Consider the following 22,901-nt stretch of genomic DNA (forward strand, 5'->3'; position numbering starts at 1 on the left):
GGCCGCCGCTCGCGCGCCAATAGGCGCCCGATGTGATCGGGCCAGGTTGATCGGGTTCAGACCTGGCCCGCGCGGATTCGCGCGAGCCAGTCGGCGGCCTCGGCGAAGTCGGACCCGCTGGTGCCCCGCTTGAGCTCGGGCGACACGCCGTCGGCGCGGGGGTAGCTCCCGAGGAAGCGCACATCGTCCGACATGCGGTGCAGGCCGGAGAGCGCCTCGCCCACGCGCGCCTCGGCGACGTGGCCCTCGGCGTCGAAGTGGAAGAAATAGCGGCCGATGCCGTCGCCGGTGGGCCGCGACTCGATGCGGGTCAGGTTGACGCCGCGCACCGCGAACTCGCTCAGCATCTCCAGCAGCGCGCCGGGGTGGTCGTCGCGGAGGAAGGCCACCAGCGACGTGCGGTCGGCGCCGGTGGGCTCCGGAAGCGACCCCGGAGGCGAGACCCGGACGAACCGCGTCACGGTGTCGTCGCGGTCGCCGATGTTCGACGCCAGCTCCGTCAGGCCGTAGTGCTCGCCCGCGATGGACGGGGCGATCGCCGCGTCGTACGGCGAACCCGGCGAGGAGACCTCCTGCGCCGCGGCCGCCGTGGACGGCGCGGCCACCACCACGGCGGCGGGCAGCTCGCGCGCCAGGTGGTTGCGGCACTGGGTGATCGCCGCCGGGTGGGTGTACACGCGCTTGATGTGCGCCAGGTCGGTGCCCGGCCGGACGAGCAGGGCGAACTCGACGGGCAGCAGCAGCTCGGCGGTGATCAGCAGCGGCTCGCCCCAGGCGAGCTCGTCGAGCGTGACGGTGATCGCGCCCTCGACCGAGTTCTCCAGCGGGACGACGGCGCCGTCGGCCTCGCCGGACCGCGCGGCGTCCAGCGCCGCCGTCACGTTCGCGCACGGCAGTCGCTCGGCGTCCGGCGCGAGGATCCGCAGGGCGGCCTCGCAGAAGGTGCCCTCGGGACCCAGGTAGGCGAGTTTCGTCGGCATACCAGCAGGCTACCGGGCCGGATCGGAAGCTCACCCGCGATATTCACCGGTTGCGCCGAAACCATGGTGGAAGATGGCCGAAATCACTCCCCTCGCGCTTCGGGCGTGTCCTCGCATCGGCTCTGAGCTGCGTGAAAACGACCCCTATCGGGGGCCCACCACTCGGCCTTCGCACCCGTAGGCGGGTCGACGGTGGGGCCGGATCAGGAGCGGGGCCGAGGTCAAAGTCGGTCACGGTCAGTGGCTGTACGGGGTCGGTGGCAGGGCAGGTCGGTGGCAGGGCAGGTCGGAGGCGGGGCCGTGTCGGTAGCGGGGCCGTGTCGGTGGCAGGGGCCGGGTCAGCGGTGGGGCTGTAAGGCGATGTCGGGGCCGTTGCCGAGGCGGGCCGCGCGTACGGCCTGCTCTTCCTCGGGTGACAGCGGCTGGATCCCCCGCCCGCCCCTCACCGGACGGACGTACGTGCGGGTCTCGGTGCGTCCGTTGATCGACGTCAGCACGATGCCGTCGCCCAGCCCGTTGATCATGGCGACCGAGAACGAGAGCCGGCCCGTCATCTCGGCCAGGGCGTCGTACCGGCACACGGCCACATCCCGGATCGCCTTCACGTCCGGCACGCCGCCGAGCGCGTACTGGCGGGCCAGCATGTCCAGACAGTCCTCGACGGCCCTGCGGGCGCTGCGTAGGGCCAGCAGGCCGATGGCCACGCCGGTCATCCCGGCGATCACGCCGATCAACGCCATGACGGTGCCCACCATATGCCGAGAGTAATCAATCGATCACGTCGGCGCTCCGGAATCCCTGGGGCGTCATGATTTGCCGGGCTTCGGCGTCGCGGCGGGCCAGGAGCCAGACGAGCGCGAGCGCCCCCAGCCCGAAGGCGTCCTGTACGACGCGCCCCAGGACGGGGCTGAGCACCGGGATCTCGGCCGCGCGCAGCGACACCCCCCACCACGGGATCGGCACGACGTAGTAGAGCCAGGCGGCGACCGGTACCAGTAACGCGAGCCAAGCGGGCCGTCCCCCGGCCGGGTCGTGGCCGTCCTGGCGATCTCGGCGGTCCTGGAGGACGGGAGCGGCTAGGGCAGCGAGCGCGATGACCAGCCACGCGAGGTGGTGGATCCAGGCCACCGGCGAGATCAGCACGGCCATGAGGCCCGTCAGCGCCACCGCGGTCATGCGGTCGCCCCGGATCAGGGCCCGGCGGGCGTGGCGGAAGCCGTACCAGGCGACGAACCCCGCGACCGCCAGCCACAGCGCGGCGGTGAGCCAGCCCGGCAGGTAGAGGCGCAGCAACATCCCGCGGATCGATTGGTTGGTGGTCGCGGTGTTGGACCCCAGGCGCTCGGAGTCGAGCAGGGCCGAGAACCAGAAGTTCGCGGCGTCGTGGGGGATGACCAGGAAGGGGACGATCGTGAGCAGCGCGGCGGTGAAGGCGGCCATGAAGAACGTCCGCCGCTGTTCGGGGAGCGCATCCTTGCCGAAACCGGTGATCAGCAGATATATCAGGAAAACGCCGGGGGTGAGCTTGACCGCCGTCGCCAGGCCGATCAGCATGCCGCGCGGCCACCACGGGCGCCGGGCCAGGACGTCGACGACGCACAGCATCACCAGCAGGATGTCCACCTGGCCGAACCGGAACTGGTCCCTGATCGGCATCAGGTACAGGCACGCGACCGCCACGACCCCGAACAACACCGGCCCGAAGAGCACCGGCGGCGCCCAGGCGCGCGGCCTTCGGTGCGCGAGGACGTCGCGGAAGCAGAAGTGGACCGACACGGCCAGGCACACGAGGACGCCGGCCGTCCACACCCACTGGGCCACCGGCCAGGACATCACGGCCAGAGGCACCGCCAGCAGCGCGGCGATCGGCGGATAGGTGAACGGCAGCAGTTGCGGCGCGGGCGTGATCACGTCATAGACGGGAAGCCCCAGCAGCACGCTCTGCCCGCCCGTGCGGTACACGTCCAGATCGACCAACCGCTGGTCGGCCGGATTGGACAGCCAGTAGTCCACCAGCGGAACCGCGGCCACACCGATGATCAAGAGGGCGACGGCCCACGCCCACCACGCCCCCGACCGCACAGCCCCGCGCCCGCCCGGCACGGGGGCCGTACCGTCCTCGGCGCCTTCCGGCCCGCCGGGCACGGGGCCCGTGGTGCCATCCCCGGCGCGGTCGGCCCTGCCGGGCACGGGCATCTCACCAGTGCTCACGACCTGGCAGGCTACCGCCTAACCTCCTCCAGGCCCCTCCTTCTCGCCGCCCGGCCCTACGAGCTCCGCCGCGGTTGCCGGCCCCGCGGAGTCCCGCACGTCCACACCCTGTGGACGACGTCCACCCCAACCTGTGGAGGGCGCATGCTCCCCTCGCCAAGGGGTCCTTTTCGGATTCGGCGCCGCCTCTCCCTTCGGCCAGGCCCTGTGGACGAGCCGGGGCCTGTGGATCGTCGCGGGTCATCCACAGGCACACCCGTCCCGGCAGGCGGCACTCCTGTGGGTGGCTAGGGTTTCCAGGAGCGGGGCATCGAGGCGTCCGCGGACGTCTCACCAGGTCCGCAGTCGTCCGTAGGGGTGGAAGCGAGGTTTCGGTGGGCATGCGAGGAACCGTCCGGGCTGCTGTGGCCCTCGCGTTGGGCGCGCTCGCCATCCTCGGCTGCCTCGGTGGCACGGCTCTGGCGGCCAGAGACGGCGCGGTCCCCGCGCGCGCAGCCGACGCGCATATGCCGGGCATCTCTTCTGCCTCGGGCACCTCTTTTGCCTCCCGCACTTCTTCTGCCTCGGGGATCTCGTCTGCCTCGGGCACCCTGGCCGACTCGGGTTCTGTCCCGGACCTCGTCTCAGACGCCCTCACCGTCCCGGGCGCCACGGCACCCGGTGCCGCGAACAGGTCGGGCTCCGCGCGGGCGGGGTCCGAGCGAGCGGATCCCCGGCGTGTGGTGGTCATCGGCGTGCCCGGGCTGCGGTGGGCCGATCTGAGCGCCGAGGGCACTCCCAATCTCTGGGCACTGGTGGGCCGGGGGGCGTCGGCGTCGATGTCGATCCGGGCCTACCCCCGGCCGGATCACGCGAGCACGTGCCCCGTCGCCGGGTGGCTCACCGTATCGGCGGGCCAGCGGGCCGGGTCCGCGGCGCTGGAATGCGAGCTTCCGCCCGTTCCCGCCGGGTCCGGCGACGGCGGCCCGGCGACCGTCCCGGGGTGGGCCGATCTGAGGTCCTACAACGCCGCGACGTCCTACCGGGCCACGATCGGCATGCTCGGGCAGGCCGTACGGGACGCGGGTGGCACGGTGGCCGCCGTGGGCCCGGGAGCCGCCCTCGCCGCCGCCGACAAATCCGGCAACGTCCAGCAATATGCCGACAACATCGCCAAGCTCGGCGATCTGAGCCAGTACACCCTCGTCATCGCCGACATCGACGACCTGTCCCAGGCCTGGCTCTCCGCCCCCACCGCGACCCCGCCGTCATCGCCTGGATCGCCTGGATCACCGGGATCGCCGTCATCGCCTGGATCGCCGGGGGAACTCTCCGACGCCGCGCGGGCCGCGGCTCTGGCGGCGGTCGATCGGCGGGTCGGAGAGATAACGCGGCTGGTTCCGGCCGGGGCGACCACCCTTGTGGCGGGGCTGTCCGACGTCTCGGCGGCCGCTCATCTCCACGTGGCCCTCGCCGCCGGGCCGTCGCCGGCCGGGCGTCCGTACACGCCGGGTCACCTGACCGCGTCCTCCACCCGCCAGGACGGGCTGGTGACCATCACCGACCTGACGACCACGGTGCTGGACACTCTCGGCGTGCGGGTGCCCGCCGGAACGGTCGGGCGGCCGTGGCTGCCGGGCGGGGCGGCCCCGGCCTCGGTCCACGAGACCGTCAGAGAGCTGGCCGACGCCGACCTCGCCAGCCGTGTCCTCGTCGAGGTGCGCGGGCCGTTCTTCGCGGTGTTCGTGGCCTTCCAGTTGCTGTTCTACGGTCTCGCCGCGCTCGCGGTCCGCCGTCGCAGGGGCGGCGCGCGCGTGCTCGTCGCCACTCAGGTCATGGCGGTCGCCGGCGGCGCCGTCGCGGTGTCCACGTTCCTGGCGCAGCTCGTCCCGTGGTGGAACCTCGGGCATCCGATGGCGGCGCTCATCGTCACGATCATGTGCCTGACGGGGCTGCTCGCGGCCGTGGCGTTCGCCGGGCCATGGCGCTCCCACGTGCTCGGCCCGCTCACGGTCGTCGCGGGCGTCACCTCCCTCGCCCTGCTCTTGGACGTGCTGACCGGCTCGCGCCTTCAGGTGAACGCCGTCACCGGGTACGAACCGGTCACCGGCGGCCGGTTCTACGGCTTCAGCAACATCGCCTTCGCCGTGTACGCGACCGGCACGATCCTCGCCCTCGCCGGCGTCGCACAGGCACTGGTCGAGCGCGGGCGGCGAACGCTCGCCCTCGCCGTGTGCCTGGCGTACGGGCTGCTGGCGATCTTCGCGGACGGATGGCCGAGCTGGGGCGCCGACTTCGGCGGTGTGCCCGCGTTCGTCCTCGGGTTCGCGGTGTTCATGATGCTGCTCTCGGGCCGCAGGGTCACCTTCGGCAGGCTCGCGGTCGTCGGCGTCGCCGGAGTCGCCCTGATCCTCGTGATCGCGTTCGCCGACCGGCTGCGGCCCGCCGAGCAGCGCACCCACCTCGGCGCGTTCGCCCAGCAGGTCCTCGACGGCGAGGCCCTGCCGGTGGTCGGCCGCAAGCTCGGCGCGATGCTCGGCATCACGATCGGCAACTGGCAACTCTCCCTGCTGTCCCTGGTCGCCCTGGCGTTCCTCTACTTCGTCCTGGCCCGCCCGTCGCGGTGGGGCGCCTCGGCGCTAAGCCTCGCCTACGAACGGGCTCCCGCGCTGCACGCCGGGCTGTTCGGGGCCCTCACCGCCGCGCTCGCCGGGTTCCTGCTCAATGACTCCGGCATCGCGATCCCCGCCATGGCCCTCACGGTCGCGGTCCCGCTCACGCTCGCGGCGTCCCTGCGCGCCGTCCTGCTCGCACAGCCCACCACGCCAGGGCGGCCGTCAGCGCCAGCAGAAGCCACGGCACCACCTGGCCCCTCCACACGGTGACCAGCCACTGAAGGTCGTCCGGCAGGAGCTTTTGACGGGCCGGGACATAGGCGAGCGACAGCACGGCCAGCCGCGCGGCCATGAAGCCGTCGAGCGGGGTGACCGTGATCATCGCCAGCAGGGCGAACCCGAGCCCGTCGTACCAGGGCAAGGCGTACGGGGTGGCGACCAGCCAGGCGGCCACCACCGCCACGGCGACCCGCGCCGCCTCCTCCCGCTCCTGCCCAGGCCCGGCCACGGACGACCAGACCGCGGACGACGCGCCTTCCCGAGATGCGACATCAGGCAGCCCGACTTGGGTGGCGGACCCCTTCGAGGACGACACTTCGCAGGAGGCGGCCACGGACAGCGGAACGTCGCGAGAGCCGTTGCCGGAGGACGAGAGCTCGTCGTCCGGGGGGGTTGAGGCCGAAGTACCTCGCGGGAGAGCGCGGCAGAGGGCCACGGCGAGGACGACGAGCAGGATCAGGGAGCCGGCCTGGACCCATCCGCGATAGGCCGAACCCGTCCCGACCACCGCTTGCAGACCGTGTTGGAGCAGCCGCCAGGGGGTGGCCAGGGACAGGGACTTGCTGGCGTGCAGGACCTGGTCCAGCGAGTGGCGCCCGGCGAGCGCGTAGGCGACCAGCACGGCCACGGTCGCGGAACCCGCCACGATCGCCAGGCGCTTCGGCGACCTGCGTAGAGCCCACGCGGGGCCGAGCGCCACCAGGCCGGCGTTGGCCTTGACCGCGATCCCCAGCCCGAGCAACGCACCGGAGACCCACCGCGAACCCGCCCGGCCGTCGGCGATTCGATCGGAAGCCGAACGCCCGCCGATGGCCAGAGCTCCCACCACGAAGACGACCGCCAGGGTGTCGACGTGCATGCCCGCGAGCAACTGGTAGATCAGCAGTGGATTGGCGGTCCAGAGGAGGGCCGCGCGTGCCTGGCGCGCCGGGTCGCCCCGGGTGTGCCGGTGGAGCAGCAGGGCCGTGATGACGAAGGCGGCGGCGTTGAAGAGGGCGAGGACGAAGACGGTCAGCCGTACGGAGTCGCCGCCGACGAGGCTCGCCAGCGCCTGGACGGCGGTCGCCACCGGGCCGTAGACGCTCGGCTCCTCCCTCCAGGGGATCTCCACGGAGTCCGCGATCGGATCCCCGGGCAGGTCGACCGCGCCCGTGGCGTAAGGATCATGGCCGAGGGTGACCATGCGGCCGTACGCGGCGTAGTTCAGGTGGTCGGCCGAACCGGAGGGCGGCAGGAACGCCAACGCGACGGCCGCGAGACACCCGGCGAGGACGAGCCGGCGCGGGTCGGGTCTCCAGCCGCGCCGAAGCGCGAGCAACCCGGCGGCGAGGCCCAGCGCGCCGAGCAGGACGGCCGCCGCCTCCAGGCCGACCACGAGATGGCCATCCGGACGCGCGTCCAAGGAGTACGGAGGCTGCCACGCGGGCCCCGGCAACGGCGGGACCACCACGGAAGGCCCCAGCGCGCCGATGACCACCGTCACCACGACGCTGAGCATGCCCCCGGCCACCGCGACGCGAGACGACCACCCCCGCCCGCGCGTCCCAACCCGATCCACCGCTCGATTCCAGCACACCCCACAACCTCCCCGAGCCATCTCCACCTCCTTCCACAGCCCGCAACAACGTCGCCCACGGGCGGCGGGGCTGTCGCGTCCAGCGGCAGGGGCGGGCGCCGTGGATGTGGTGGAGAGGGGGCCGGGTCAGCGGGGGGTACGGAGGGTGGATCTCAGGTTGGTGACCAGTTGTTCGCGGGAGGCGAGGGCCAGGGCGACGTCGCGGAACTGGCGGGCTCTGTGCAGTTGGGCGCGCCAGTCGGTGCCGGTCGCGCGGTGCGCCATCTCGACCTCGACCTCCTGGACGCGGAAACCCTTGCGGATCAGGTCGATGGTGAGGCCGGTCTCGACGCCGAAACCGAAGGCGAGGGGGCGTGCGGCCTCGAAGGCCGCTCGGGTGAGGCAGCGCTGGCCGTTGAGGGGCTGGGTCGCCTGCCAGCCGACGGCGCGCTTGATGCCGTCGCGCGCCAGCCGGACGACGATGCCGTGGCCGCCCAGCTTGACGCGGGTGGTGAACATGGCGATGGTCATGTCGGCCGCACCCGCCCGGACGGGTTCGATCAGGGCCGCGGCGGCACCGGCGGTCGCGGCCAGGTCGGCGTCCAGGAACAGCAGGTGGCGGGCCCGTTGGCCGCCAAGGGTCAGCGTGTCGAGGAGGCGTACGGCCTCGGCGCCGCTTTCCATGGCCGCCGCCTTTCCGCGGTTGCGGCTGTGGCGTACGACGTGGGCGCCCGCCGCCTTGGCGACCCGGCCGGTGTCGTCGAACGAGCCGTCGTCGACGACCACGACCAGATCGACGCTCGGAATGGCCAGCGCGGCCCTGACGGTCGCGGCGACGCGGTCGGCTTCATCCTTGGCAGGGATGATGACCGCGGTATCGGGCTGTACGGATGGGTCGCTCATCGGTCCTCGTCCGGTTCGCTGCCTGTGGCGATCGATCGACGCTAGCCGGGATGCTCGTCCATCGGCAACTTCGCCACGATGGTGTCGCGCACAGAGGCCCGAACGCCGCGACCGCCAGACGAGCGCGTCTCCTCCGCACACCGAAGCAGGCCACCGACCGCCCTCGTCCACACTGACGCCCACCGAAACGCGAAGCAGGCGCCCGCAAGCCACGGCCCGAGAACGTGACGGGGGTGGTACCGCCACAGCGCACCGAGACGGACCCCAGCGGCACCACCTTGGTGATGATCGAGCACGTGAGCGTGTCGTCCCAGGTGCTCGGGTGACGGTGTCGGCCGGGATTTCGCCGACCGCCCGGTGCTCGTCGGGCGGCGGCGTCAGCCGGGGTGTTCGGCTGTCAGGAGGTTCGCCGGGACCGTGTCGTGGACCGTGAAGACCGAGTCCAGGCCGGTGACCTGGAGGATCTTGCGGACGGCCGGGCGTGGCGAGGCGACCTCCAGGGCACCGCCGCGTTCTCGCATGCGCTTGAGCGCGGACAGCAGGACGTTCATGCCCGTGGAGTCGCAGAACTCCACGCCGGACATGTCTATGACGACCAGATCCGGGCCGGTTTCCAGCAGGCGGGTGAACTCCGACTGCAGGCGCGGCGCGGTATATAGGTCGATTTCGCCGACAACCGTCAAGATGGCGTGTCCGGCATGTGATCGAGTCGAGACCTTGAGCTCCACAGCGGGCACACTAGCGCCGCTCGGCCGCCGGGTCACGTTCTACCGCGATAACCGAAGAGTCGTCCGCCCTTTGTTCCCGGTTCCCGCCTCACGGAAACGCTGGGTACGCAAAGCTTGACGCTATGCGACACCGGCTCGGCCGGAAGGGGGGGAGGCCCGGAACCTCCGCGTCCGGTCGTCACTTCGAGAAGGAGGGGCGGGCGAGGAGTTGGACGGGCCCTACAGCGCCGATGAACAGTGAGATTCCTGAAGATGCCCAACGCCAGTGCATGCGTGAACGTTTGGAGGGCATCCTCGCCCGGACCGAGAGGGCGCGCGCCTGGGGGGACGCCGCCCTGCCGCTCCGGCCGCTGGTCAACCGGGATGGATACGTCCCGATCAAGACGCGCCTGTCCGTGGACGATCTGGCGCTGCTCACGGGGGCGCGCACCGAGTTGCTGTGCTTCTCCGAGCTAGGCCTGCGCCTGCTCGACCTGCACCAGCCGCGGGACGCGGGCGGCATCACGAGCGACGCCGCGCATCCGATCCTGCGGTGCAGGAGCTGCATGTGGCGCTGGCCCTGCCCGACATTTCGGGCAATGTCGGACGCGTTGGCGGCGCTTCCGGCCTACGAGCCGCCGTCCGGGCCCACCCCGTCACCCGAGGGCGACCGGCCGCTCTCAGACGGGGCCGGCGAGCGCGGGCGCGGAGACGGGCAGGCTGATCTCGAAGCGGCAGCCCGCGCCTTCGTTGACGACGGCGATGGCGCCTTCGTGGGCTTCGACGATGCCGCGCGCGATGGCGAGGCCGAGTCCCGCGCCGCGGTCGGGGCCAGGAGACCGCGCGGCCTCTCCGCGAAAGGCCACCTCGAAGACGCGTGGTAGGTCGTCCTCGGGGATCCCGCCGCAGCAGTCGGCGACCGAGAGGCGGATCGTGTCGTCGTCGGCGACCGCGCGCACCACCACGGTTCCGTCCTCGGGCGTGTGCCGGATGGCGTTGACGACGAGGTTGCGCAGCGCGCGCCCAAGCTCGGCGGCGTCGGCGTACACCGGCAGGACGGGCCCGGCCTCCGCGGCGAGGCGCACTCCCTTGGCCCCGGCCAGGGCCTCCACGCCCGCGAGCACGTCGGCGACCAGGTCGCCGAGGCCGATGGGCCGCGGGGTGAGCCGCAGCGCGCCGGCGTGGATGCGCGACAGCTCGAACAGATCGTCCACCATGTGGGACAACCGGTCGACCTCCAGCCGGATCTGATTGTGGTAGCGGCTGACGGTGGCGGGGTCGTGGACGACGCCGTCCTCCAGCGCCTCGACCATGGCGCGCATACCGGCGAGCGGGGTGCGCAGGTCGTGGCTGACCCAGGCGACGAGCTCGCGCCGCGCGCCCTCCAGGGCCCGTTCCCGTTCGCGGCCCTCGCGCAGCCGCCGGTAGGCCTGTTCCAGGGCCTTGGAGATGGTGTCCAGCTCGGCGGGGAGCCTTCCCGGCGGCGGGACGAAGTCCTGGGACGGCGACACGGCCTCGACGGCGGCGACGAGCCCGCGGCTCACCTTGACGAGCCTGCGGGCCACGATCAGGGCGACGCCGAGCCCGACCAGCCCGGCGATGGCGACGACGGTGAGGACGACGTTCTTGGGGTGGCCGTCGATGATCATCTCGATGGTGATGGAGACGACGCCGGCCAGCGTGGCGGCGACGGTGACGACCGCGACGACGGCGAGCGTGAAGCCGATCGAGCGCCCACGCAGGAGCCACAGCAGGGCCAGGCCGAGCGCGGCGATGACGAGCCCGAGCCCGCCGGTGACCGCGACGATCTGGACGATCACCGGATGTGCCCGTCCGGCGGGCCGTCCACGGGCTCGTACCGGTACCCGACCCCCCAGACCGTGACGATGCGGCGCGGGGTGGTGGGGTCGGTCTCGATCTTCTCGCGCAGCCTGCGGACGTGGACGGTGACGGTCGAGGTGTCGCCGAAGGACCAGCCCCACACCTGGTCGAGCAGGGCGGCGCGGCTGAAGGCCTGACGGGGGTTGCGCATGAGGTAGGCGAGCAGGTCGAACTCGCGCGCCGTCAGGGTGATCTCCTCGCCGCCGAGCCGCACCTCGTGGGCGCCGACGTCGACCACGAGGCCGTCGTCGCGGAGCACGCCGGTGCCGTTGGTGACGAGCGTCCCCTTGGCCCGCCGCAGGACGGACTGCACGCGCAGGGCCAGCTCGCGCGGGCTGAACGGCTTGGTGACGTAGTCGTCGGCGCCCGTCTCCAGGCCGACGACGCGGTCGATCTCCTCGCCGAGCGCGGTGAGCATGATCACGGGGACGGGCCAGCGCTCCCTGAGCTTCTTGCAGACCTGGAGGCCGTCCATGCCGGGGAGCATCAGGTCGAGGACGAGCAGGTCGGGCGGGTTGGCCAGGGCCCTGCGCAGGGCCTCGGCGCCGTCGCCCACGCTCTCGACCACGTGCCCGTCGCGTTCGAGGTATTTGACGATGACTTCGGCGACGGTGGGGTCGTCGTCCACGACGAGGATGCGGGGAGGGTGTGCCATGTTCAATCTTTAGCCCTCCACTATGCCCGATTTGTCACAAATTATCGCTTCAATCGGGACGAGCGGCACCCGCGGCACCCCTTCGTAAGGCCACGTCATCACTTCGTAAGAAGAAGCACCAGGCCGTTTCCCGCGAAAGGACGACGCGCCGACGGAAAAGTCACGATCTCCATCTATGATCGGGCATTCGCTCGCAGCCGGGCCCGCCGCGACGTACCTTCTGGATATGGCCCGCATCGTGCTTTCCGTTCTCGGAGTCGTCCTGGCACTCTACGTAGTGTTCGGACTCCTGATCCCGACCATCTTCGGGATCTTCAAGATCCTGCTGGTCGTCGGCCTCATCGGCCTCGCGGTCTTCGCGGCGATCACCCTGGTGAGCAAGCTCTCGAAGTGAGATGACCCCCTTCCACGCGACCTTCGCGCTGCTCGCGCAGCTCGTCGCCGGGCATTCGGGCCCGGCGACGCTGACGGCCGTCGGTCTCGTGGGGGTCACCCTTCTCGTCCTAGCCTGGGCCCTCGGACGGCCGGCGTTCGTCCCCGCCGTCGCGCACACCGCCGCGGGCCGATCACGCGCCGCGCGCCCGGTGTTCGTCCGGCTGTGCCACCCGGACACGGCCGGCCGCCCGAGGCCCAGAGCACCATCCGCAGGCCCCGCGCCCGTCTAGCGATCCCGTACGGCCATCGCCGTGCCCGGGTGTCCTGGCGGGCGCTTTCGTCATGTCCGTTCAAATCAGACGAACCCGACGAAGGGGCTCTGTTCCAGCATGTCCGCGATTTACGACGCCGTGCTCGGCTCCGCCTACCGGCTCATCGACTCCCTCGCGTCTCTCACCGGCGCGGCGCTCGCCATCATCCTGTTCACCCTGGCCGTGCGCCTGCTCCTGCTGCCGCTCGCCGTCCGGCAGGCGAGGGCGGCAAGGATCCGCCTGCGCCTGGCGCCGAAGGTCCAGGCGCTGCGCAAGCGGTACGCGCGCGACCCCGAGCGCCTCTACCGCGAGACCTCCAAGCTCTACGCGGCGGAGGGGACGTCCACGTTCGCGGGCATCGGCCCCGCGCTCGCCCAGGCGCCGTTCTTCATGATCGCCTACCGCGTGTTCGTGTCGGCCACGATCGCCGGGCACCCGAACCTTCTGCTCGCCCAGAGCGCCCTCGGCGTGCCGCTGGGCGAGCACTTCGCCGCCGCGGTGGCGGGCGGCGGCCTGTTCGGCGCGCCCGCGCTGATCTTCCTGGGGCTGTTCGCGCTGCTGGCGGTGCTGGCGTACGTGACCTCGCGGCGCATGGGCGAGGTCCAGCCGCGCCTGCTCCGGCTGCTGCCGTTCGGCACGATCCTCGCCGCCGCGTTCCTTCCCTTGGCCGCCGGGCTGTACCTGCTGGTCAGCACCGCGTGGTCGGCGGCGGAGCGGGCGGTCCTGTACCCGAAGGCCGCCTGACCCCACCTCCCCTGCCTGCCGGGGTCTTGTCCACCATTACGGTTGAATGTCGGAAGTGCTCAGGCGAGAACGGGGGGCGAGCCATGAACGGTGCCGACAGCGAGGTCGGACGCCTGGAGACGGTGCTCCTTCACCGGCCGGGCCCCGAACTCAAGCGGCTGACCCCCCGCAACAACGACAAACTGCTCTTCGACTCGATCCCCTGGGTGGGCAGGGCCCAGGAGGAGCACGACGCGTTCGCCGAGGCCCTCCGCGAGCACGGGGTCGAGGTGCTCTACCTCACCGAACTGCTCCAGGACACGCTGGAGTACGAGGCGGCGCGCGAGGAGATCGTCCCCGCCGTGCTCCAGGAGCGCCAGCTCGGCGACCGGCTCGCCGAGCTGACCCGGCGGCACCTGTTCGACCTCGACCCCGAGCAGCTCGCCCAGACGCTGATCGCGGGCCTCGCCCGCGAGGAGCTGAAGACCGGCCGCGGCCTGGTGTACGAGCTGCTGGACCGGCACGACTTCGTCGTCGACCCGCTGCCCAACCTGCTGTTCACCCGCGACTCCAGCGTGTGGATCGGCGACAAGGTGGCCGTGACCAGCCTCGCCATGCCGGCCCGTACGCGCGAGAGCATGCTCACCCGGCTGATCTACACCCACCACCCCCGCTTCGCCGGCACCGAGCACCTGTACGAGCCGTGGCTGGAGCACGTGGAGGGCGGCGACGTGCTGCTGATGGGCCCGGGGGTGATCGCGGTGGGCACCGGGGAGCGTACGACGCCCGCGGGCGTGGAGCGCCTGTGCCGCCGGGTCTTCGCGGCGGGCCTCGCGCACACCGTGCTGGCCGTGCCGGTCGCCCAGCGGCGGGCCACCATGCACCTCGACACCATCTGCACGATGGTCGACGTGGACACCGTGGTCATGTACCCGCCGGTCGCCTATTCGCTCCAGGCGTACACGGTGACGTCGATGGAGAACGGGGAGCTGCGCGTCTTCGAGCCGCGCCCGTTCCTGGAGGCGGCGGCGCAGGCGATGGGGATCGAGCGGGTGAAGGTCATCGACACCGGCCTGGACCCCGTCACGGCCGAGCGCGAGCAGTGGGACGACGGGAACAACACACTGGCCCTGGCGCCGCGCGTGGCGGTCGCCTACGAGCGCAATGTGGAGACGAACGCCCGTCTGGAGGCCGCGGGCGTCAAGGTCATCCGAATTGCGGGTAGCGAACTCGGCAGCGGACGGGGCGGTCCGCGGTGCATGTCGTGCCCTATCAGCAGGGCCCTATCAGGGACCGTCTAGCCACACTCGCGTAGGGCCCCTATTTCGGGTGTCCTCAGTTGTGAATTAAGGATCACGACCGGGGCATGGAGAACCGCCCATACCGTCGTCATGTCCCCGTCGTGCCGCACACCCCAGCGCTCCGCGAGAAACTCGACGATCCCGAGCCCTCGCCCGCCGAGCGACGAGAGTGCCGGCCGCCCCGCGCGGGGCTCCGTGGCCGCTCCCCCGTCACTCACCGTGACCTCGAGGTGGTCGTCCGCCCAGTCCCATGTGGCCATGATCTGGCCCGATGGGAGCGGATGGGCGTGACGGAGCGCATTGCTCAGCAGTTCGCTCACCACAAGGACGGCGTCCTCTATGGCGGCGGCGAACACCCCGCACTGCTCGAGATCGGCGCTGAGACGCTGGCGTGCGACGGCGACGCTGGTCGGCGCATACGGCAACAGCACGACGCCCTCACTTCCCCGTTCTCCTGCATTTCCCCCTGAGGAAAACACATCCCAGTACGACCGAAATGCCCCGATCGAAGGTTGTGGAAACCGCGTGGCGATCATTGCTTGTGCAGAAACGACACTAGACGCATTCATCCGTTACCGGCTCGTTACCGGTTCGGTGTGTCGGATCCGATATAGGCGGGCGCGGTACGCAGAACGAAACGCATTCGCGTGCCTCCGCCGGGCCGGGGATGCGCGGTGACCTCGCCTCCCTGGGCGCGCGCGAGGTTCCTGGCGATGTAAAGCCCGAGCCCGACGCCGCCGAACCTCCGGCGGTCGCCGCTGTCGGCCTGGACGAACCGATCGAACACCCGCTCGCGGTCGCCCGGCGCGATACCGACCCCCTCGTCGTCCACGACGAGGACGACCCGGTCGGACTCCGGCCACGCCAGCACCCGGATCAGCCCGCCGTCCGGCGAGTACTTGAACGCGTTCTCCAGAAGCTGGCCGAGCAGTATGTCGGTGGCCAGCGCGTCCCCGTCCACCCACGGCAGGTCGACGGGGATGTCGATCTCCACGCGGTGCCGGTCGGACAGCACCGGCAGCCCGAGCGTGGCCACCCGCGCCCGCTCGCCGAGGTCGAAGCTCTCGACGCGCACCTTCAGCTCGTCGGCGCCCGACCGCGATCCGAGCAGCAGGTGGTCCATGAGCTGGCCGAGCGCCCGCGACCGCTCCGCGATGGTCCGTACGGCCGAGCGCCGCTCGACGTCCGACAGCTTGTCCCAGCGCGCGTCCAAAGTGCCGGCGAACCCCTGGACGACGGTGATCGGGGTGCGCAGCTCGTGGCTGGTGGTGGCGAGGAACAGGTCCTTGGCCTCCTCCAGCTCCTTGGCCCGGGTGACGTCGCGGAAATCCACCACGATCTCGCCGGTCTCGATGATCTCGGCGCTCACCACGTCCAGCCAGCGCCCGGACGAAAGCTGCGTCGTGAGCTTCTCGCCCGGGTCGGGCAGCGGAAACGGCGGGAGCCCGCCGATCACCTGGGCGGCGCGCACGCCGGTGAGCTCCTCGGCCGCGGGGTTCCACTGCCGGACGCGCCCGCGGTCGTCGAGCACCGCGATGCCGTCGGCGCTGGCGTCCACGACCGCGCGCTCGTGCGCCCGCTGCCGGACGACGTCCTGGTAGGCCATCGCGTTGCCGAGGGCGATGCCCGCGTGCCCGGCGAGCAGTTCGAGCAGCTCCAGCTCGATGTGCCCGGCCGTCCCCTCGGCGAACAGCGCGTACAGCGCCCCGTACGGACGCCCGCCCACCGCGGCGACGCCGAGCGCGATCGTGTGCAGGCCGGGCAGCTCCGACCAGATCAGCTCGTCCAGCGCCGCCTGGTCGCCCGTCTCCAGCAGCACGGTCTTGCCGGTGCGCAGCAGTTTGCCGACGAGGCTGCTGCGCAGGTCGGCCGTGGCGCCCTTCAGCCTCCCGGGCAGCCCGTGCGCGCTGACCAGGCGCAGGCGGTCGTCCTCGATCAGCACGAAGCCGCCCGCGTCGGCGCCGGTCAGCTCGGTGAGGCTCGCGGCGATGCGGTCGAGGACGGACGGCAGCTCCAGCTCGGCGTTGATGTCGGCCACGACGTCGGTGAGCCGCCGCACCAGCCTGGCCCTGCGCGCGCCGCGCTCGCGGGCGACCGAGTCGTTGGCGACGGGGTGGTAGACGGTGACGTACCCGAGCAGGGCGCCGGATTCGGCGCGCAGGGCGCTGATGTCCACGCGGACGTCCACGAGCGCGCCGTCGCGGTGGCAGCGCCTGGTGCGCAGCGAGACGGGACCGCCGGTGCGGACCCGTTCCAGGACCGCGTGGTGCTCGGCCATCAGCTCGTCCGGGACGAGCGGCACCCTGCGCCCGGTGACGTCGGCCGCGGCGAAGCCGAAGAGCCGCTCCGCGGCGGGGTTCCACATCAGGATGTTGAGGTCGCGGTCGAGCGCCACGACGGCGTCCGCCGCGCTCGCGAGGACAGCGCGAGCAAAGCCTTCATCGGCATTCTCTACCCTGTCGTCACTCATGACCCCCATCGTGCCCGTTTTCGCAGCCGCGTCTTGGCACTTTCGATGTACGAATAGTCGCAATTGCCCGTCCCGGGCGGTCTCGGGGGACGCCGGGGGGACCGGTTCGCTCGCCACCGGAGCATTCCTCCCCCTCTCCGGCCCGGGTAAAGCAGGCGGAACCCGGGCGACATGGACTTCGCCAACTACGTCGTGGCCGGTAGGAGGCCGCACTCCGCTACGCTGCCGGTAGCGGGACCGGGAGGGATGGGGCGATGACGACAGGTGACCTCGACGCCCTGGTGCGGGTGACCTCTCCCGGCTACGTCGGCGAGACCCCGCCCGACATCGCCTTCGGCATGACCGACACCCCCGTCGGCCGCATGACGCTCGCCGTCACCGCGCGCGGCGTGGCCGCATGCAGCTACGAGGACGAGCACGTCGTCTTCGCGCGCGTCTCCCGCGAGATCGGCACGTTCATCGGCAACGACCCCCGCCGCCTCGACCCGATCCGCCGCGAGCTCGACGCGTACTTCTCGGGCAGGCTGCGCGCGTTCACGACCCCGGTGGACCTGCGGCTGGCCACGCCGTTCGCCCGCACGGTGCTCCAGATGACGATGGCGGTGCCGTACGGCAGCGTCACGACATATCAGGAGATCGCCGACCGGATCGGCCGCCCGCAGGCGTTGCGCGCCATCGGCAACGCGCTGACCGCCGACCCGGTGTGCGTCATCGTGCCGTGTCACCGGGCGATCGAGGCGCCTGGGCATCTTGGGGGGTACGCCGGCGGGCCGGCCGCGAAGGAGCACCTGCTGCGCCTCGAAGGCGCGCCAGTGGGCCCAGCGCCAGCGTGACCAGCGCCGAGACGACGAACGCCGCCAGCGCCGCGTTCATCCACGGCTGGTGCGCGAACCCGATCGCGTCGCGCACCGCCGCCCAGGCCGCGTCCCACCAGCCCACCGTCGGCGTCACCGTCACGAGCCAGTACGCCACGAAGCCCAGCACCCACGGCACGATCATCAGCCACCGGGAGGGCGCGTCCTCCGAGGTGTCCCAGCGGCCGGCCGCGCCGAGCAGGAAGTAGTCGACGGCCAGGACGGCGAACATCGGGACGAACACCGCGCCGATCACGCCGAGGAACGCCCCGTAGGATCTGACGTCCACGAACAGGGCGACGCCCGTGGTCAACACCCCGACGCCGATCGAGAAGACGCGCCGGTCCACCCGGGGCAGCAGGTTCTGCAGCGACATCGCCGTGGAGTACACGTTGGCGAAGGACTGGTCGGCCTCGCGCAGCACCAGGACGCCGAAGAACACGGCCCCGAGGGGCACGGCCACGAACGCCTCCCAGACCCGGTCGGCGTCGTTGCCCACAAGCGACAGCGCGAGCACGCCCATCACCAGGCACGCGACCTGCGCGATCGTGTACCCGCCGACCACGCCGCCGAAGGCCGCGCGGCTGGAGCGCGAGTGCCGCGCGTAGTCGGCCGCGACCGGGACCCACGAGACCGACAGCGCGATCACGTAGTCGACGGCGGGGGCGAACGCGTCCCAGCTCCCGGCGCCGAGTGAGGGGCCCTCGCGCAGCAGCGCCACGGCAAGCCACACCATGGCGACCACCACGCCCGCCGTCACGAACCGGCGCAGCAGCCGGATCGCCCCGAGCGGGCGTATGGTCAGCGCGATCGTGAGCGCCCCCGCCGCCAGCACCCAGACCTGGTACGGAACCGCGTCGCCGAAGACGGCCTGGGCGGCGGTGGCGATCACCCACAGCTCGAAGGCGCCCCACCCGAGCATCTGCACGATGTTCAGCACGGTCGGGACGTACGACAGCCGCACGCCGAACAGGCCGCGCAGCAGAACCATCGCCGGGGCGCCGGTACGCGCCCCGGGAACGGCCGCCAGACCGACCATCACCGTGCCGACGAGGCTGCCGACGACGGCCGCGAGAACGGCCGCCGCCAGGCTCAGCGGCCGGCCGCCCAGCGGGTCGAGCAGATACAGCGCCCCGGAGAAGCCGAGCAGGCTGACCCCGAGATTGGCCCAGAACGCGCCCTGGTCGAGCGCCCCCAGCGTCTTCGGCGGAGCCTCGTCGAGGGTCAGGGGGACTTCGTCGACGATGGACGACATCGCACACTCCCTACGCCGGCATTACCCGGTCCAGGTTCATGCGGTCGGCGGTGCGCCCGGGTTTGCCGGGAACCGCCCTCTCAGCCCGGTCTCGCCCGAGCTCCCGCGGTATGGATTTTTACTGGATTATTACATCCAAGGGTCACGCGACGTACGGCTGGGCTCCGTTTTCGGCGACCATCGGCCGTCCGGCGGCGGCCCAGGAGTACATTCCCCCGTCGACGTTGACGGCCTCGCGCCCGACGTGGTTCAGCCACGCGGCGGCCTGCGCGGACCTGCCGCCGACGCGGCAGATGACGTACACCGGGACACCGGCCGGGACTTCGTCGACGCGCTGCTGCAGCGTGCCGAGCGGGATGTGGACGGCCGTCGGGGCGTGGCCCGCCTGCCACTCGTCGAGCTCGCGCACGTCGAGCAGGAAGACGTCGTCGGGCACGGCTTTGGCATCGATCTCTGGGACGGTCATGCCTTCATTGTCCCTGTTGCGCGACCATTCCGCCCGCTAACAGACCGTTGTCATCGATGACAGACCGTCGTTTTTCACGAGAAGGCAGGTCAGCGGCGCATCACGGACCTACGTGAGACCTACTTGAGCAGGCGCGACAGCCTGCGGTCGGCCAGCGGCTTGCCGCCGGTCTGGCACGTCGGACAGTACTGGAGGGAGGAGTCGGCGAAGGAGACCTCTCTGATCGTGTCACCGCAGACGGCGCATTTCTCGCCTGTACGGCCGTGAACCCGCAGACCTGACTTCTTCTCGCTCTTGAGGTCTTTCGCGGCGATGCCGTGCGCGCGCTCGACGGCCGTGCGCAACGTGTCCACGATCGCGTCGTACAGGTCCGCCACGGCCTCGTCCGTCAGCGAGCCCGCGATCTTGAAGGGGGACATCTTCGCCGCGTGCAGCACCTCGTCGGAGTACGCGTTGCCGATGCCCGCGATGACCTTCTGGTCGCGCAGCAGGCCCTTGATCTGCGTGCGGCTGCCGTTCACGATGCGCTTCAGCGTCTCGCGGGTGAACTCGGGGGTCAGCGGGTCGGGGCCGAGCGCGGCGATGCCCGGCACCTCGGCCGGGTCGCGGACGACGTACACCGCCAGCCGCTTCTGGGTGCCGGCCTCGGTCAGCTCGAACCCGGGCTGCAGGCCCTCGTCGTCGGGGGCGAACCGCACCCGTACGGCCAGCGGGCCCTTGCCGGGGCGCACCGGGCGGGCGCCGGACAGGTCGTCGCGCCAGCGGAGCCAGCCCGCCCTGGACAGGTGGGTGACGAAGTGGATGCCGTCGGCGTCGAGGTCGAGGAACTTGCCGTGCCTGGTGACGCCGGTCAGCGTCAGGCCCGGCAGGGACGTGACGGGGGGATCGACGGTCTTCAGCGCCTGGAAGGCGACGACGTCCACGGCCGCGATCGAGCGGCCGACGGCCCGCTCGCGGAGGAACTCCGCCAGCGACTCCACCTCGGGTAGCTCCGGCATGCCCTCACACTAACCTCTCACCACGCCACGAAACCGGCAGCGACCCTGAACCGGCCGGGTCGGCCCCCAGCGGGGTCCCGGCGGCCTGTGGACAACGAACTCACCTGTGGATAACCACGGCCGGCGGCGCACCGCGCGCCCGTCCGTGACCTACGGTGTCAGCAAGAACGGAAACCGCCTGGGGGCCGACCATGGACGTGACCATCGCCGAAGAGCTGCTGCTGCTCGCCTACCGCGACGACACCGGCAAACCGCTGATCGGCTCCACCGAGCTGGACGCCGGCCTCGCGGGTGCCCTGCTGGCCGATCTGTTCGTCGCCCGGCGCCTCGGCCTCGAAGGTGGCAAGGTCGTCGTCCTCGACCCCGCGCCGACCGGCGACGAGGAGCTCGACGCCGTGCTGGCCCACGTCGCCGCCGACCACGAGCGCAAGCCCGCCGCGTGGGTGTCCAAGATCAAGTCCATGGCGCTGCGCAAGCGCCTGCTGAGCCGCCTGGCCGGGCGCGGGGTGCTGAGCGAGCGGTCCACCAAGGTGCTCGGCCTGTTCCCCAGCAGGTCCTACCCCGAGCAGGACCCGGCGGTCGAGCGGGCGGTCCGCGCGCGCCTCGCCGGCGTCCTCGCCGGAGCCGAGCCTGATGAGCGCTCGGCCGTCCTCATCGGCGTCCTGAACGCCTGCAAGCTGGACCGCAAGCTGTTCCCCGAGGCCGACAGGCGGCGCGTCAAAGAGGTAGTCGAGGGCGACTGGGCCGGCCCCGCGGTCGCCAAGACGATCGCCGCCGTGAACGCGGCCTTGATGGCCGGGGTGGTGGCCGCCACGACCGTCGCGGTCACCTCGGGCACCGTCGGCTCCTGAGCCCCCACCCCGGCGAGCCCCTGCGCGAACGGGCGGGTGAGAGGTCGCTCCCGGCTCGACGGACGGGAGCGACCGGCGGTCCTGCGAAGGCGGCGGTCCAGGAAGCACAGGTGGCCTCCCGGGAGGCCCGGCCGGCATTCTCATGGCCGCCTCCGGGCTACTTGGCGCCGCCTCCGGGCTACTTGTTGGTGAGGACGTCCTCCGGGACCGGCTTGTCCTCGGCGAGGGCCTTGAACAGGCGCAGGGCCTTCTCGGTGTCCCACTTGACGACGGAGGCGCCGTTGATCGTGGGCAGCGAGCCGACCGGGACGGCCGTGGTGACCGGGCTGCCGCCCATCGCCAGGCCCAGGGACAGCAGGTCGAACGTGCCCGTCCCCGGGTCGACGGCGACCGAGTCGGTGGCGCTCATCGCCAGCGGGATCGACTGGAACGGGTTGAGCAGCACGCCTGGGTTGGCGACCTTCTTGACCACGGCCGAGAAGAACTGCCGCTGGCGCTGGGTGCGGTCGAAGTCGGGCAGCGCGCCGGTCTTGCGGGTGCGGACGTACCCGAGCGCGGTGCCGCCGTCCATGTCCTGGCAGCCCTTCTTCAGGTTGATCCCGGCCTTGGGGTCCTTGATGTTCTGCTTGACGCAGATGTTCACGCCGCCGATCGCGTCCACGATGCCGACGAAACCGCCGAAGCCAATCTCCATGTAGTGGTCGATGCGGATGTCGGTGACCTTCTCGACCGTCTTGGCCAGCAGCTTGGGCCCCCCGAAGGCGTACGCCGCGTTCAGCTTGTCCTTGCCGTGCCCGTCGATGGGCACGTAGGAGTCGCGGGGGAGGCTGACCAGCGTGGGCTGCCCGCCGCCGCTCGGGATGTGCAGCAGCATCATCGTGTCCGTGCGCTTGCCGACCGCGCTGCCGGTGCGGAGCTTCTTGCGCTGCGCGGCCGACAGCCCGGCCCGGCTGTCGGAGCCGACGAGCAGCCAGTCCTCGCCGGGGGTGGCCGCCGGGCGCCCGTCGTAGTCGGTGAGCGACTCCACCGAGTTGATGCGCGAGTTGATCCAGAAGTAGCCGGCCACCGCGAGGACGAGCAGCAGCGCGACCAGGATCACCAGGACCCTGAGCACGATGCGCCCGATGCGGCGCGGCGACCGCGCCCTCGGCGGCCCGCCGTCGTCGTTCCTCGACCGGCCCCCCGAGGACAACGGCCGGACGGGCGCCTCCCCGGACCTCGGCCTGCCGTACACGCGGCCCTTCCCCCGCGAGGGGTCCGCCGGGCCCGCGAACGGCGCGCCCCCCGGATACGCCTCCAGCCGGGTCGCCTCGTCGTCCTCGTGAGCCCGCCCTCCGGAACCCTGCGGCAGGCGGTGGGCCGGCTGGCCCGCCGAATAGGACTCCGCGGCCGATTGGTACGGTTCGTTCCCACTGGCCCCCCCGGGCCGCCTCATGGCACGGGTCGGGCCCTCGCGTGACCCGCTCTCGTCGGACCCCCCGGCCCGCTCACCAGGCCAATCACCCACGTCGTCGTCCCCGTCCTGTGGCTGG

21 protein-coding genes, 1 pseudogene and 1 riboswitch are annotated in these 22,901 nt (G+C 71.7%); of the genes and pseudogenes, 8 read left to right on the plus strand and 14 right to left on the minus strand.

From position 1 onward, the window contains the following. Positions 1-56 precede the first annotated feature (56 nt). The 3 genes from pheA to AB0H21_RS38355 form a co-directional block, all read right to left on the minus strand. Positions 57-980, minus strand: coding sequence for a prephenate dehydratase (gene pheA, locus AB0H21_RS38345; protein ID WP_358526590.1), 924 nt, complete (start codon positions 978-980; stop codon positions 57-59). 338 nt (positions 981-1,318) lie between these two features. Beyond that, complete coding sequence (locus AB0H21_RS38350) at positions 1,319-1,735, minus strand: DUF4446 family protein (protein ID WP_358526592.1); 417 nt, start codon at positions 1,733-1,735, stop codon at positions 1,319-1,321. A 13-nt stretch (positions 1,736-1,748) separates the two neighbouring features. Continuing rightward, a complete protein-coding gene (locus tag AB0H21_RS38355) occupies positions 1,749-3,191 on the minus strand; it encodes a glycosyltransferase 87 family protein (RefSeq protein WP_358526594.1) in 1,443 nt (480 codons plus the stop codon). A 719-nt stretch (positions 3,192-3,910) separates the two neighbouring features. Between AB0H21_RS38355 and AB0H21_RS38360 the strand changes: the two genes are divergently transcribed. After that, positions 3,911-6,055, plus strand: a complete 2,145-nt coding sequence (locus AB0H21_RS38360) for a hypothetical protein (RefSeq protein WP_358526596.1) — start codon at positions 3,911-3,913, stop codon at positions 6,053-6,055. Here the strand turns inward: AB0H21_RS38360 and mptB are convergent. The 5 genes from mptB to AB0H21_RS38385 all read right to left on the minus strand — a co-directional run bounded on the left by mptB (position 5,946) and on the right by AB0H21_RS38385 (position 11,765). Further along, the gene (gene mptB / locus AB0H21_RS38365; RefSeq protein WP_358526597.1) at positions 5,946-7,562 is read right to left on the minus strand and encodes a polyprenol phosphomannose-dependent alpha 1,6 mannosyltransferase MptB; all 1,617 of its coding nucleotides are present in this window, start codon (positions 7,560-7,562) and stop codon (positions 5,946-5,948) included. The genes AB0H21_RS38360 and mptB overlap by 110 nt on opposite strands. Positions 7,563-7,766: 204 nt before the next feature. Next, on the minus strand, positions 7,767-8,522 hold the full coding sequence (locus tag AB0H21_RS38370) for a glycosyltransferase (protein WP_358526599.1): 756 nt from the start codon (positions 8,520-8,522) through the stop codon (positions 7,767-7,769). A 377-nt stretch (positions 8,523-8,899) separates the two neighbouring features. Then, entirely contained in the window at positions 8,900-9,250 is a 351-nt protein-coding gene (locus AB0H21_RS38375; protein WP_358526601.1) for an STAS domain-containing protein, read from the minus strand. 659 nt (positions 9,251-9,909) lie between these two features. Next, a complete protein-coding gene (locus AB0H21_RS38380; RefSeq protein ID WP_358526602.1) occupies positions 9,910-11,049 on the minus strand; it encodes a HAMP domain-containing sensor histidine kinase in 1,140 nt (379 codons plus the stop codon). Further along, complete coding sequence (locus AB0H21_RS38385; RefSeq protein ID WP_358526604.1) at positions 11,046-11,765, minus strand: response regulator transcription factor; 720 nt, start codon at positions 11,763-11,765, stop codon at positions 11,046-11,048. Before AB0H21_RS38385 ends, AB0H21_RS38380 begins: the two co-directional genes overlap by 4 nt. A 226-nt stretch (positions 11,766-11,991) precedes the next feature. Between AB0H21_RS38385 and AB0H21_RS38390 the strand changes: the two genes are divergently transcribed. The 4 genes from AB0H21_RS38390 (at position 11,992) to AB0H21_RS38405 (ending at position 14,475) form a co-directional block, all read left to right on the plus strand. Then, the gene (locus AB0H21_RS38390; RefSeq protein ID WP_358526606.1) at positions 11,992-12,159 is read left to right on the plus strand and encodes a hypothetical protein; all 168 of its coding nucleotides are present in this window, start codon (positions 11,992-11,994) and stop codon (positions 12,157-12,159) included. A 1-nt stretch (position 12,160) separates the two neighbouring features. Then, positions 12,161-12,430: a DUF6412 domain-containing protein gene (locus AB0H21_RS38395; RefSeq protein WP_358526607.1), complete on the plus strand. Its 270-nt coding sequence runs from the start codon at positions 12,161-12,163 to the stop codon at positions 12,428-12,430. A 99-nt stretch (positions 12,431-12,529) separates the two neighbouring features. Next, entirely contained in the window at positions 12,530-13,195 is a 666-nt protein-coding gene (gene yidC, locus AB0H21_RS38400; protein WP_358526609.1) for a membrane protein insertase YidC, read from the plus strand. Between the two features lie 83 nt (positions 13,196-13,278). After that, complete coding sequence (locus tag AB0H21_RS38405) at positions 13,279-14,475, plus strand: arginine deiminase (protein WP_358526610.1); 1,197 nt, start codon at positions 13,279-13,281, stop codon at positions 14,473-14,475. Here AB0H21_RS38405 and AB0H21_RS38410 read toward each other — a convergent pair. Both AB0H21_RS38410 and AB0H21_RS38415 read right to left on the minus strand, forming a co-directional pair. Then, positions 14,472-14,906, minus strand: a complete 435-nt coding sequence (locus tag AB0H21_RS38410) for an ATP-binding protein (protein WP_358526612.1) — start codon at positions 14,904-14,906, stop codon at positions 14,472-14,474. The genes AB0H21_RS38405 and AB0H21_RS38410 overlap by 4 nt on opposite strands. Before the next feature lie 152 nt (positions 14,907-15,058). Continuing rightward, positions 15,059-16,954, minus strand: coding sequence for a PAS domain S-box protein (locus AB0H21_RS38415; RefSeq protein ID WP_358526613.1), 1,896 nt, complete (start codon positions 16,952-16,954; stop codon positions 15,059-15,061). Between the two features lie 587 nt (positions 16,955-17,541). Between AB0H21_RS38415 and AB0H21_RS38420 the strand changes: the two are divergent. Further along, positions 17,542-17,694: pseudogene (locus tag AB0H21_RS38420) on the plus strand (methylated-DNA--[protein]-cysteine S-methyltransferase); the annotation flags it as partial. Here the strand turns inward: AB0H21_RS38420 and AB0H21_RS38425 are convergent. The 3 genes from AB0H21_RS38425 to AB0H21_RS38435 form a co-directional block, all read right to left on the minus strand. Beyond that, on the minus strand, positions 17,654-19,054 hold the full coding sequence (locus AB0H21_RS38425; protein WP_358526615.1) for a cytosine permease: 1,401 nt from the start codon (positions 19,052-19,054) through the stop codon (positions 17,654-17,656). The pseudogene AB0H21_RS38420 and the gene AB0H21_RS38425 sit on opposite strands and share 41 nt — an antisense overlap. Next, a riboswitch (TPP riboswitch) is annotated at positions 19,045-19,172 on the minus strand. Its footprint overlaps the gene before it by 10 nt. Before the next feature lie 24 nt (positions 19,173-19,196). Continuing rightward, the gene (locus tag AB0H21_RS38430; protein ID WP_358526617.1) at positions 19,197-19,520 is read right to left on the minus strand and encodes a rhodanese-like domain-containing protein; all 324 of its coding nucleotides are present in this window, start codon (positions 19,518-19,520) and stop codon (positions 19,197-19,199) included. 119 nt (positions 19,521-19,639) lie between these two features. Further along, positions 19,640-20,518 carry a DNA-formamidopyrimidine glycosylase family protein gene (locus AB0H21_RS38435; protein ID WP_358526619.1) on the minus strand — a complete coding sequence of 293 codons (879 nt, stop codon included), beginning with the start codon at positions 20,516-20,518 and terminating at the stop codon, positions 19,640-19,642. Between the two features lie 191 nt (positions 20,519-20,709). Here AB0H21_RS38435 and AB0H21_RS38440 point away from each other — a divergent pair, with 191 nt between their 5' ends. Further along, entirely contained in the window at positions 20,710-21,369 is a 660-nt protein-coding gene (locus AB0H21_RS38440) for a GPP34 family phosphoprotein (RefSeq protein ID WP_358526620.1), read from the plus strand. Between the two features lie 178 nt (positions 21,370-21,547). Here AB0H21_RS38440 and AB0H21_RS38445 read toward each other — a convergent pair whose 3' ends face one another. Continuing rightward, the gene (locus tag AB0H21_RS38445) at positions 21,548-22,483 is read right to left on the minus strand and encodes an LCP family protein (RefSeq protein ID WP_358526622.1); all 936 of its coding nucleotides are present in this window, start codon (positions 22,481-22,483) and stop codon (positions 21,548-21,550) included. 10 nt (positions 22,484-22,493) lie between these two features. On the opposite strand from AB0H21_RS38445, the gene AB0H21_RS38450 reads away from it, so the two are divergent. Continuing rightward, a complete protein-coding gene (locus AB0H21_RS38450) occupies positions 22,494-22,694 on the plus strand; it encodes a hypothetical protein (RefSeq protein ID WP_358526623.1) in 201 nt (66 codons plus the stop codon). Positions 22,695-22,901 lie beyond the last annotated feature (207 nt).

The sequence above is a fragment of the Sphaerisporangium sp. NPDC051011 genome, assembly GCF_040653595.1.
Taxonomy (GTDB): Bacteria; Actinomycetota; Actinomycetes; order Streptosporangiales; family Streptosporangiaceae; genus Sphaerisporangium.

Coding starts and splice junctions, on each gene's coding strand:
- AB0H21_RS38450 (WP_358526623.1), top strand. CDS start 22,494: ATGCGGCGCGGCGACCGCGCCCTCGGCGGCCCGCCGTCGTCGTTCCTC.
- AB0H21_RS38395 (WP_358526607.1), top strand. CDS start 12,161: ATGACCCCCTTCCACGCGACCTTCGCGCTGCTCGCGCAGCTCGTCGCC.
- AB0H21_RS38425 (WP_358526615.1), bottom strand. CDS start 19,054: ATGTCGTCCATCGTCGACGAAGTCCCCCTGACCCTCGACGAGGCTCCG.
- yidC (WP_358526609.1), top strand. CDS start 12,530: ATGTCCGCGATTTACGACGCCGTGCTCGGCTCCGCCTACCGGCTCATC.
- AB0H21_RS38430 (WP_358526617.1), bottom strand. CDS start 19,520: ATGACCGTCCCAGAGATCGATGCCAAAGCCGTGCCCGACGACGTCTTC.
- AB0H21_RS38385 (WP_358526604.1), bottom strand. CDS start 11,765: ATGGCACACCCTCCCCGCATCCTCGTCGTGGACGACGACCCCACCGTC.
- pheA (WP_358526590.1), bottom strand. CDS start 980: ATGCCGACGAAACTCGCCTACCTGGGTCCCGAGGGCACCTTCTGCGAG.
- AB0H21_RS38405 (WP_358526610.1), top strand. CDS start 13,279: ATGAACGGTGCCGACAGCGAGGTCGGACGCCTGGAGACGGTGCTCCTT.
- AB0H21_RS38435 (WP_358526619.1), bottom strand. CDS start 20,518: ATGCCGGAGCTACCCGAGGTGGAGTCGCTGGCGGAGTTCCTCCGCGAG.
- AB0H21_RS38370 (WP_358526599.1), bottom strand. CDS start 8,522: ATGAGCGACCCATCCGTACAGCCCGATACCGCGGTCATCATCCCTGCC.
- AB0H21_RS38415 (WP_358526613.1), bottom strand. CDS start 16,954: ATGGGGGTCATGAGTGACGACAGGGTAGAGAATGCCGATGAAGGCTTT.
- AB0H21_RS38350 (WP_358526592.1), bottom strand. CDS start 1,735: ATGGTGGGCACCGTCATGGCGTTGATCGGCGTGATCGCCGGGATGACC.
- AB0H21_RS38440 (WP_358526620.1), top strand. CDS start 20,710: ATGGACGTGACCATCGCCGAAGAGCTGCTGCTGCTCGCCTACCGCGAC.
- mptB (WP_358526597.1), bottom strand. CDS start 7,562: ATGCTCAGCGTCGTGGTGACGGTGGTCATCGGCGCGCTGGGGCCTTCC.
- AB0H21_RS38390 (WP_358526606.1), top strand. CDS start 11,992: ATGGCCCGCATCGTGCTTTCCGTTCTCGGAGTCGTCCTGGCACTCTAC.